At 70.7% G+C, this 8,649-nt stretch carries 6 protein-coding genes; 1 reads left to right on the forward strand and 5 read right to left on the reverse strand.

Annotated elements, in window-relative coordinates:
* A partial coding sequence (locus VGS97_RS02590; RefSeq protein ID WP_326851532.1) for a hypothetical protein occupies positions 1–228 on the forward strand: 228 nt, incomplete at its 5' end.
* 7 nt (positions 229–235) lie between these two features.
* On the opposite strand, the gene VGS97_RS02595 is transcribed toward VGS97_RS02590, so the two are convergent.
* The 5 genes from VGS97_RS02595 to pstA form a co-directional block, all read right to left on the reverse strand.
* The gene (locus VGS97_RS02595; protein ID WP_326851533.1) at positions 236–1,798 is read right to left on the reverse strand and encodes an Ig-like domain-containing protein; all 1,563 of its coding nucleotides are present in this window, start codon (positions 1,796–1,798) and stop codon (positions 236–238) included.
* 43 nt (positions 1,799–1,841) lie between these two features.
* Positions 1,842–2,837, reverse strand: a complete 996-nt coding sequence (locus VGS97_RS02600; RefSeq protein ID WP_326851534.1) for a substrate-binding domain-containing protein — start codon at positions 2,835–2,837, stop codon at positions 1,842–1,844.
* 108 nt (positions 2,838–2,945) lie between these two features.
* A complete protein-coding gene (locus tag VGS97_RS02605; protein ID WP_326851535.1) occupies positions 2,946–5,489 on the reverse strand; it encodes a hypothetical protein in 2,544 nt (847 codons plus the stop codon).
* The gene (locus tag VGS97_RS02610; protein ID WP_326851536.1) at positions 5,486–7,147 is read right to left on the reverse strand and encodes a phosphate ABC transporter substrate-binding protein PstS; all 1,662 of its coding nucleotides are present in this window, start codon (positions 7,145–7,147) and stop codon (positions 5,486–5,488) included. Before VGS97_RS02610 ends, VGS97_RS02605 begins: the two co-directional genes overlap by 4 nt.
* The gene (pstA, locus tag VGS97_RS02615; RefSeq protein WP_326851537.1) at positions 7,144–8,565 is read right to left on the reverse strand and encodes a phosphate ABC transporter permease PstA; all 1,422 of its coding nucleotides are present in this window, start codon (positions 8,563–8,565) and stop codon (positions 7,144–7,146) included. The genes VGS97_RS02610 and pstA overlap by 4 nt, the downstream gene beginning before the upstream one ends.
* Positions 8,566–8,649 lie beyond the last annotated feature (84 nt).

An 8,649-nucleotide genomic window follows, 5' to 3' on the forward strand; every position in this document is an offset into this window, starting at 1 on the left:
GTGGCGATTCTGGACGCGGCGAGCCTGCCGGAGGATCGCGTTCGCGTCGTCCTGTTCATCGATGTCACAGTGTTCTCCGGAGGCTTAAAGCAGTACATGCGGAACAATGGGGGCGGGGGTAGCCGGGCAATTGCGCTGCCCGGCTGCCCCCTTGCGATCCGTGCGGGTGTCAAGACGTCAGGCTCGGTCCGCCGGCTCGCTGTCGGTGCGGCCGCTGATCAGTACTGAAACCTGATCAGATGGCCGTCAGGGTGAGTGTCGCGGTGTAGGTCCCGGCCACGGTCGAGGTCGGGACGTTGAGCGTCAGGGACGCCGACAGGTGCGTGGTGCCGAGGCCGGTTCCGTTGGCGAGGGTGCGGGACTGCTTGAGGCCCGCGGTCCCGTTGTCGCCGGGAGCCACGCCGTTGGCGGAGGCCACCGAGGCGCCCAGGGTGACGACCTGCGCGGTCGAGTTGTCCACGACGGTCGGGGTCCAGCCCAGGTTCTCGCCGTTGATGGCGTGACCCTGGCCGTCCGAGAAGTCGTTGACCTGGCCGCTGACAGTCCAGCCGGGGTTACCCGCCCGGGTGTCGGTCACCGTGACCGGCTTGAGGGTGCCGTTGGTGGTGAACAGGTCACCCGCACTGTCAAGGACCGGCGAGGGCAGGGTGACCTGGCTGTCCGGCACGCTGATCACCAGGGAGCCGGACACCACCGTGGTGGTGATCGTCTCAGTGGCGGACGAACCGGTGAACGCGGTGACCGAGAACGGAACGGCGGCCGAGGCCGAGCCCACGTAAGCGGTCGCGTTCGACGGGGTGAACGTCGCGGTGAACGAGTGGCTGCCCACCGCCAGCGTGCTGGTGTTGAGGGTGGCCGAGCCGCCCGAGACCGTCACCGGCGAACCGAGGGCGGTCGTGCCGTCGCTGAACTGCACCGTGCCCGCGGCCGCGGTCGGCGAGACCGTCGCGGTGAGGGAGACGGTGGAGAACTGCGCGGCGGTGTTGGCCGGGCTGACCGCGAGCGCCGTGGTCGTCGGGGTGGCCGCCGCCGGGTTGACCGTGTAGGCCAGCGCGGTGGAGGTCGAGCCGGTGAAACCGGTGCCGCTCGGGGTGAAGGCCGCCGTGATCGAGTGCGACCCGGCCGCCAGCGTGCTGGTGGTGAAGGTCGCCACGCCGCCGGCGTTGACCGCCACAGCGGCGCCGAGCGCGGTGGTGCCGTCGCTGAACTGGACGGAACCCGCGGTCGCCGGGGTCTCGGTGGCGGTGAACGTCACGGAGGTTCCGGCAGTCGCGGGGCTCGCCGGAGCGGCGGTCACCGTGGTGCTGGTCGCGGTCGCGGCGTTCGGGTCGGTGTTCTGCCAGTGCGTGTTGTCGGTGAACCAGATGGAGCCGGTGAAGTCACCGAGCGAGGTGGTACCGAACGTGTTGCGGCACATCAGGTCGAAGTCGTACCGGCCGGACAGTGTGCTGACGCCGTTGTCGCTGGCGTACTGGCGCATCGTCTCGGTCAGCGGCACGACCAGACCGCCGCTGGCGTTCGTCTGGTAGATCGACTGAGCGGTGTTGCCGACCGCGTTGACACCGGCGGCCGGGAACCCGGTGCCGGTCAGCAGGATCGACAGGTTGGTGCCGCCGGGGCAGGCAGCCGAGGTGCTGAGGCTGAACGCCGACGTGTCCAGGCCGTTGGCCTGGGACGTCGTCAGCGTGCCGACGACCGCGGCGTTCGCCGCCGTGGCCGACAGTACGCTCACCGTGGCGGCGGCGACCAGAGTCGCGAGTCCGGCCGCGGCCGAGCGCAGGACGCTGTGCTTGAACACAGTACTGCTCTCCTTCAGGGGTGAAGTGTGTCCGGGGACGGGCTTACGGGGTGTGCTGCGACGTGCTGCCGCAGTTGGGGTTGGCCGCGAAGCCGTAGGTGTTGATCAGCGCGGTCTGCTGGCAGATCGCCGAGGTCGAGCCGACGAACACCGTGCTGTACGGCGCGTTGGCGATCTGCGAGGTCGGGATCACGTTGTACACGCTGCGGGAGATCTCGAAGCTGTTGTTGATCACCGACGGGGTGAAGCCGTCGATGACTCCGAGGACCGCCTTGCCGCGCAGGTCGGGGATGGTGTTCTCGCTCTGCGCGATGTACTGCGAGATCGAGAACGGGGCGATGGAGTTGTCGTCCAGGACCCGGCCGTCGTGCTCCTCGATGATCACGCCGTTCTTGTGGTCGATGATGCACGGGTACTTACCCGCGACCACGTCGGAGTCCAGGATGCCCATGGTGCTCTCCCAGAAGGCGCGGGTACCCGAGCCGGCCTGGGGGAGGATCACGGTGATCGCGTAGTTCGGCCCGGTGCCCACGAAGTTCGGGTCGCAGTGGTAGATCGCCTGCACCTGCGTGAGCGTCAGGGTCTTGGGGATGTTGCTGTTCGCCGTGACCGCGTACGAGACCGCGTCGGTGGCGAACGGCACGTAGGTCAGACCGGGGGTGGCGGCGGCCAGGTTCAGGCTTGAGGAGCGCGAGAACTGGAGGCAGCCGTCGTTGGCCTGTAGCGAGTTGAGCAGCGCGGTACGACCGGCGCCCGAGCCGTTGGGCCGCGCGAGGGCCGAGCACGCCGTCGCAGACTGGGTCGCGATGGTGGCCGAGCCGGTCGCGTCATAAGAACCGATCAGCTTGTTGCCAGCGCTGTCGGTGATGACGTTGGACAGGCCGTTCATCACGCCCTGCGTGGTGTCGGAGCCGACGCCCGCCAGCTGGCGGAAAGTCGGCGGACCGCTGGGGTCCGCCTGCGCCGGGCCGGCCGCGGTCACGCCGCCGACGAGCGCGAGGCCCGCCGCCGCGGCGAGTGCCCGCTTCCAACTCTTCACTGTTTGATTCCTTCCTGGGGGCGACACACCGGGCGGTCGCCCGGCGTGCGTATAGGGCCGCGGCGCCGGACCGCGGGCGTGGGGAACCCGCGGGCGCGCCGCAGCGGCTCACCTGCGCAGCAGCGCGGAGAGCCGTGACGAGCGCGACAGCCTGGTCAGGCCAGGTCCGGCGGCGACCGCGACGCCGCCGAGCAACAGCGCGACCAGCAGCACGTAGCGGATGGCGCCGAGCGGCTGCGCGGCCGTACGGCCTCTGCTCGCGGCGCCGGTCGCGGTGGCCATTGGCGAAGCGGTCAGGATCTTCGCGGACGGCGCGGGCGAGACCGATGCGTGCGGGGGCGCGCTCGCACCGGGCTGCGTCACCGGGCCGATGCCGCCGATCGACGAGGAACCGCCGCCGGTTCCGGTGACGGTGACCGTGATCCCCTCGCCGTTGCTGGCGATCGGGCTCGGGGACGGCGAGGGCACGTGGTTGGCGACGGCCAGGATCGTGTTCGCCGCCGCGAGTGTCTGCTGCTGCATGGCCTGCGGCAGCGGCACGTAGCCGAGCGGGAGCTGGCCCGGCTCGTTGCCGGTGGCCTGGCCGGGACCGACGGCGTACCGCAGCAGCGCGGCGTAGTCCTTGGCCGCCGCGGTCGACAGTTCGCTGGGGACCGTGGCCGCGTAGGTGAGTGTGGTGAGCGGATAAGCGCCCTTAGGCACGTCGGCCGGGACCGGGACGACGACTCCTGGCACGCCGCTGGCCGCCATCGCGGCGGCGCCGGCCAGCAGGCTGCCGGAGGTCGGGCTGACGCAGTCGGCCCCGGAGTCGTCGCAGAGGCTCGCCATCGGCAGGCCGTCCCGGGTGGCGGTGGCCACGTCGGAGACGGCGATCACGGCGCGCAGGCCCTCGGGCTCGGCCGGGGTGGGGCCCCACGTCGCCGGGTTGCTGCCGAAGGCCCAGGTGGTGCGCAGCAGCAGGTCGCCCCGGCCGGCCGCGCGGGCGCCGGCGTGCATCGTGCTGGCGTACGGGAACCAGTCGAGGGTGCACAGCGGCGTCTCGGGCGCCGGGAAGGTCTGGCAGGCCGGGTCGTCCTTGGGGAAGTCGGGCCGTGGCAGCAGCAGGTTGAGATAGCTCGGGTTGACCTTCATGCCCCACGGATCGGGCGTGCCGTCGAGGAACTTGCGGGCGCCGGGGTCCGCGTTGATCCAGGCCCACAGCTCGGCGGTGGCGTCCGACGGGAACTCCGGCACCAGCATGCTCGAAATGCCCGAGCTGAACGTCAGCTGTCTGAAATCGGGGTTCAGCGCGAGGAAGTCCGGGTCGGTGGTCAGGTCGGCCGGATTGCCGTTCACGTCGGTGGCGCCGGGCACCACACCGCCCCGGTACGACTGCGTCAGCAGCTTCGCCACCAGCCGCGGGCTGAGGTTGATGCTGGTGATCCGTACGCCGTTGCGCTGCCGAACCGGGTCTGGGGCGCTGAACGAGGACTGGCTCTCGATGTTGAAGGCGATGGCCAGGCCGGACAGCGCGACCGGGGCGTAGAGCGGTTTCTTCGTCGCCGGCAGGCCGCCGGCCGCCAGCGGCTGGGAGACGAACACCAGGCCGGGGTCGGGCGAGGTCAGTTCGGAGCGGACGGTGTCATCGGTGAGCTGCGAATAGCCGTAGACCGCGCTGGTGTGCAGACACAGGGCGGGCTGCCACTGCGTCATCGCCTCGGTTATCTGCTCGTCACCGGAGGTCGGCCGCTCGGCCGCGCCGATCGCGCAGGCGTTGCCGACCGGCTGGTAGCCGAGCGGCACCACGATCCGGTTGCCCCAGTTGGTCATGCTCAGCGGCGAGGAGACCAGGCCGTTCTGGGTGGTCACGCCGCGCCGGACGGTACCGTCCACCTCGTGGTTGTCCCGCGGCACGATCACCAGCCAGCAGCCGCGCGGCGCGCTCTGGTGGGTCTTCGGGTCCGTGATCGCCTCGCCGCAGCCCAGGCCGGGGGCCTGAGTCACCGTCGGGGTCTCGAAGAAGGTCTGGCCGGTGCCGTCCGAGGTGGTCAGCGCGAACGGGATCTCGTTGCTTGAGCTCTGGTCGAAGAACGGGTTCGGGCCGTCTTTCCAGGTGTCCCCGGTGACGGACTTGAACGGCACGTTGAGGCTGCCCTGCGCGCCCGGCGGCAGCTTGATCGGCTCGATCGGGTCGATCGGCGAGGCGCCGTAGGTGACCTGGCGCGAGGCGACGTACGCGCCGCCGCGCGAGTCCCCGGCGTAGGCGCCGAACTCGCACTGGGTGCGGTCCGGGCCGGACGGGTCGTCGCCCCAGCACTCCATGATCTGCAAATAGTTGACGCCGAAGACCTGGCCGCCCTGGAAGGTGGGCGCGCCGCCGGTCCAGGTGATGTCGATGACCTGGTCGATGAGGTTCCTGGTCTGGCTGACCGTCACCTTCAGGCCGGCGAAGGCGCCGCTGCCGGAGACGGTGACGGCGGAGCCGGATCCCGAGGCGGACGCGGCGGCAGGACCGCCCGTGCCGTCGCTGGAAGCGATCGCGGCGACGGCGGGGCCGGCCAGGCCGGTGAGCGATACGGCGATGGCGAACAACCCGGAGAACAGGCGCAGCCGTGCGACGGTGAACACGGCTCGCCGCCTCCTGCCGGTCCCGGCGCCGGTCGCCCTGGTCACGACTGCTTCCGCCGGTTCAGGACGCGGGAGAGCAGCGGCGGACCGACCGTGGCGACCAGCAGCAGCGCGGCGGCCAGGCCCATCAGGACGTGTTCGAAGCCGCTGTCGATGCCGTCGCCGACCTCGATGCTCTGCGCGATGGCGTTCCCGTTGCCCCCGGTGGTGCCCGCACCGCCGGAACCCGCCGCGCCGCCGCCGTTGGGCAACCCGGTGTCCGGGTTGATCCCGGAGGAGCCGCCGGCCGCACCTCCGGCCGCTCCCCCGGCCCCGCCCGCGGCCGAGCCGGAGCCGGCCGCGCCCCCGGACGCGCCGGAACCCGCTCCCCCGGCGGCACCGCCGGACCCGGAGCCGGAACCCGAGCCGGACCCGGAGCCCGATCCCGAACCCGGGTTGTCACCCAGACCCTGGCCCGGCGCGCATTGCGTCGACCCCTGCTTGTCACAGGCCGGCGGCATCGGCGCGTTCGCCACCAGGGTGTTGGTGCCGTTGGTGGAGAAGGTCGGGTTGTTGCAGTTGGCGACGTTGATGCTCTGCACGTTGACGCCGGGGATGCGGCGCACTTGGTCGAAGCCGGCCTTCACCAGGTTGATCGGCAGCGGCGAGTAGCCGAGCCGGTCGGCGTCCTGTTGGCCCTGACACAGGAAGTAGTAGGCGAAGGCGCCGAGCGTCCGGCCCTTGTCCGTGGTGATCGGCGCCCCGGTGGTGGTCGGAATGATCATGTAGCTGTAGCTGGACAGCGGATACGTGCGCGGATCGGTGTCCGTGTACACCAGGTGCAGGTCCTGCGTCAGGTCCGAATTGATCCCCGCGTTGAGCAGTGCCACGGCAACGTTCTGCGCCGTCGGCGACGTGTAGTAGCCCGCCGCGTTGAGCATCTTGGCGATCGGGAAGTTCGCGTTGCGCGCGTAGGAGTACTCGACGTACGTGATCGAGCCCTCACTCGTCGGCTGCGCGACGTATCCCGACACGCCGGTCGACAGGGACTTGACGATGAAGTCGCTGCCGGAGATCACCGGGTAGAAGGAGGTGGTCCCGCAGGGGTTGCTGGCGCGGCCGGCCTTCGCGCAGTAGGCGTTCCAGATCGCCGGGTACTGCTTGGACAACCAGAGCGTGAGCTGAGCGGTGGTACCGGAGCCGTCGCCGCGCACCACCGGGACGATCTGGCGCGGCGGCAGTGAGATGTCGGGGTTGTCCGCCTTGATCTCCGGGTCGTTCCACATCGTCACGTTGCCGGTGAAGATGTCCGCGATGGTCTTGCCGGACAGCCGCAGGTTGCTGATCTGCTGCCCGCCGGCGTCGAGGTGGTACATGAACGAGGTGCCGCCGGCCACGATCGGCATGTAGGCGTAGGGCCGGGTCGGCGGCGGCTCGTACACGCCGTTGTCGGTGACGCCGTACGGGATCTCGGAGACGGCGAAGTCGACCGTGTGGTTCTTGAACTGGTTGCGGCCGTCCGAGGAGCCGGTGCCCGAGTAGTTGATCTGCATGCGGTACTGCTGCACGTTGCTGGACCAGTCGATGATCGCGTTCTCGCTCCAGGTGGAGCCGGCACCGGAGACCGGTACGTACGGCGCGTCGGCCGCCAGCGCGGGGGACGCCCCGACGACGGTCGCGGCGACCATCGCGAGGACGGCGAGCAGGGCGCTGATTCGGCTCACGGACTGCTCCCGGTCTCGGGTTGAACGGCGTACTGGGCTTGCGCGGGGTACTGAGCCTGCGCGGGGTACTGGGCCTGCACGGGGTACGGGGTCCGCCGGGCGAGGATGCGTTCGAGGTCACGGGCGGACGTGCGGGTGCGGGCGCGCTGCCCGCGCCGGGTCACGTGGCCCGGCCCGCGCCCGCCGATGACGCGCGCGATGGCGAACAGGACGATCACCACCAGGATCAGCACGGTCGCCGCTCCGTACGCGCGCTGGATTTGCAGCGGCTCTCCGGAGGTGACCAGTTTGAAGACGGCGAGCGGCAGCGAGGTCTGCGGGCCGTGCCGCGGATCGGAGTTGGTGTACGTGTTGTAGCCGGCGGTCAGCAGCACCGGCGAGGTCTCGCCGAGGCCGCGTGCGCTGCCGAGGATCACCGCGGTGGCCAGGCCGGAGCGCGCGGTGGGCAGGGTGACCGTCCAGACGGTGCGCCACTGCCCGGCGCCGAGCGCGAACGAGGCCTCCTTCAGCGAGCCGGGCACCAGGCGCAGCACCACGTCGGCGGCGCGGATGATGATCGGCAGCATCATGACGCTCAGCGCCAGGCCCGCGGCCAGGCCGCCCTTCTCGATCTGCACGTGTACCGGCCCGACCTGCACACCGATGATCAGCGCCGCGTAGATGAAGAGCCCCGCGACGATGGACGGCAGCGCGGTCGCGGCGTCGGCGATCGTGCGCACGAAGCGGGCGAAGCGGCCCGGCAGTTCGTTGAGGAAGACCGCGCACAGCAGGCCGAGCGGCACGGTGATGGCCAGCGCGATGCCGATCTGTTCGAGCGTGCCCACCATCGCGTGCCGCACACCGCCGACGGTCAGCGGCGCCAGCGGCCCGGCGGCGCGCAGGTCGTCGGTGAAGAAGTTCAGGTGGCGCAGCGCCTGCGGACCCTGCGACACGACGTAGACGATCACGTCGGTGAGCGCGACGAGCAGCAGCAGCGCGATGCTGTGCGCGATCGCCGAGGCGATCCGGTCGCGCACCGTGGGCCAGTCCTCATCGAGCGCGACCAGGAAGGTGTAAAAGACCAGGAACATCGCGTACGAGACGACGACGAACCCGATGATGCCGTCGAACGGGGCCAGTTGAGTGAACAGCAGGAAGGTGAAGCTGACCGAGCCGGCCAGCGCGCCGAGGACGGCGAGCATGTCGCTGCCGCGCACACCCCCGGTGCGGCGGCGGCGCTCCGGCTCGCCCGGCTCCGCGGTCACCCGGACGACCGTCGTGCCCGGCGGCGTCGCCCCGGTGGGCGGCGCGGTTTCGCTCGTCCGCACTGCCTCGTTTGCCTGCGCTGTCTCGTTCGGCTGTGCTGTCTCGTTCGGCTGCGCCGGCTGCGGAACGGCGGCCTGCGGGAACGCCTCGGAGGTCACAGGGGTCTGACTCATCTCAGGCCTCGCTCACGGACCCGGAGCGGCTGCGCGCGACGATCGCGGACGCGGCGAAGTTGACGATCAGGGTGAGTACGAACA

Source organism: Actinocrinis sp., assembly GCF_035946395.1.
In the GTDB taxonomy this organism is placed as follows: domain Bacteria; phylum Actinomycetota; class Actinomycetes; order Streptomycetales; family Catenulisporaceae; genus Actinocrinis.